This window comes from Hydrogenophaga sp. 2FB (assembly GCF_005503365.1).
Lineage (GTDB): Bacteria > Pseudomonadota > Gammaproteobacteria > Burkholderiales > Burkholderiaceae_C > Hydrogenophaga.
This window is the reverse complement of record NZ_SCML01000119.1, coordinates 1-1743: the sequence shown is the minus strand read 5'-3', so window position 1 is coordinate 1743 and position 1743 is coordinate 1. Positions and strand designations below refer to the sequence as shown.

The 1743-nt window shown below is 60.2% G+C and carries 2 protein-coding genes; both read left to right on the top strand.

Going from position 1 to position 1743, the window contains the following annotated elements:
- Positions 1 to 285: 285 nt before the first annotated feature.
- Positions 286 to 576, top strand: a complete 291-nt coding sequence (locus FFS09_RS30450; protein WP_137922640.1) for a UxaA family hydrolase — start codon at positions 286 to 288, stop codon at positions 574 to 576.
- A 4-nt stretch (positions 577 to 580) separates the two neighbouring features.
- A complete protein-coding gene (locus tag FFS09_RS30445) occupies positions 581 to 1735 on the top strand; it encodes a UxaA family hydrolase (RefSeq protein ID WP_137922639.1) in 1155 nt (384 codons plus the stop codon).
- Positions 1736 to 1743 lie beyond the last annotated feature (8 nt).

Below are 1743 nucleotides of genomic sequence, written 5' to 3'. Positions count from 1 at the left end.
TGTTCCCGTCCACGAGGGCTGCTGCCCTCGTTCGTGGCCGCAAGAATATTCCCATTCTTTTTCCAAGTCAACATAAACATACATAGGAGTATGACCTATGGAATTACTTTAATTTCCAGATCGGAAGCCGCAAACCATGTTGCAGTGATGCCTCCTTAACCCTTATAGGGTCAGAGCATTTATCGAGATACCTCACAAGACCCTGTAATTTTTTGCGAGCTCTCTTGACAAGCACCAGACCGATGCCTACATTTGCATTCGACATAACCTACATAGGAGTATTCGATGCCACGTGCCATCGTGCTTGACGCGACTGACAACGTCGCCACTTTGCTGGACCCGGGGAGCGCCGGGGACGCCTGCGTACTGCAGGGAGAAGCCTCAGGCGAGGTAACGCTGCTACAGGATGTGCCCTTTGGACACAAGGTCTGCATCGCAGCCACCGCGCAAAGCGCGCAAATCGTGAAGTACGGCGAAATCATCGGGCGCGCCAGCCAGGCCCTTCAGGTTGGTGAGCACACCCATTTACACAACGTGGAATCGGCGCGCGGCCGCGGCGATTTGGGAAAGAGGTAAGAACATGACAATGACTTTTCTTGGCTATCGGCGCGACAACGGTGCCGTGGGCGTGCGTAACTGGGTCGCAGTGGTATCCGTCATGGACAACTGCAATCCGGTGACTCGCACGATTGCGCAGACAGTCCAGGGCTGCATTCCCGTGACGACGCTGTTCGTGCGCGGCCAGTTCGGCGCGGACCGGATGTTTGCGCTGGAGACGCTGGCGGCTCTGGGACGCAACCCCAACATCGCGGCTGTCCTGGTCGTCGGGCTCGAGGAGTCGTCGACCGATGAGGTCGCCCGGCGTGTGCGCAGCACGGGTAAGCCCGTGGAGACGATCTACATGCAGCCCAACGGCACCATCAATTGCATCGCCGAGGGCTCGCGCAAGGCCCTGCGCCTTTCCCTGGCCGCCTCGCGCGCCAGGCGAGAAGCCTTCCCGGTCTCCGAACTGGTGGTGGGCGTGGAGTGTGGCGGCTCCGATACGACTTCAGGGCTCAGTTGCAATCCCACGATCGGGCGCATGGCCGACCGGCTGATCGCCGAGGGCGGCACGGTCATTATTTCCGAGACCTCCGAGTTCATCGGTGCGGACCACCTGTTTGCCGCGCGCGCCGTCGATGACACAGTAAAGGAAGCGTTTGTGTCGGCGGTAAGAAAGATGGAAAACATGGCCATTGCACGGGGCGTGAACGTGAGCGCTTCGCAGCCGGCTCCGGACAACAAGCGCGGGGGGTTGACCACCGTAGAGGAAAAGGCGCTCGGGGCGATGGCCAAGGCAGGCACCACGCCGCTGGTGGGCGTGCTGGGTTACGGAGAAGCGCCACAAAAGAAAGGCCTCCATTTCATGGACGCCCCTGCGGCTGCCGTCGAGAACCTGACGGCGATGGCTGCAGGCGGTTGCCAACTGACCTTCTTTGGCACCGGCGTGGGCAACCCGATCGGCAGCATGGTCTCGCCGACCGTGAAGGTCTGCGGCAACCGCAACACCTTGGTATCCATGGCCGACAACATCGATTTCGATGCAAGCGGCATCCTCGAACGCGGGGAGCGAATTGCCGATATCGGTGACGCCCTGTATGGCTACGCCATAGAAGTGGCCTCCGGCACTCGGCTGAGCAGCGAACTGCTCGACATCCGCGAAACCGCCGTCAGCCGATTTGCTCAGAGCCTCTGAGTCACACA

Excerpts from the sequence above, each read along its gene's own strand:
- FFS09_RS30450 (WP_137922640.1), top strand. The coding sequence starts at position 286 with ATGCCACGTGCCATCGTGCTTGACGCGACTGACAACGTCGCCACTTTG.
- FFS09_RS30445 (WP_137922639.1), top strand. The coding sequence starts at position 581 with ATGACAATGACTTTTCTTGGCTATCGGCGCGACAACGGTGCCGTGGGC.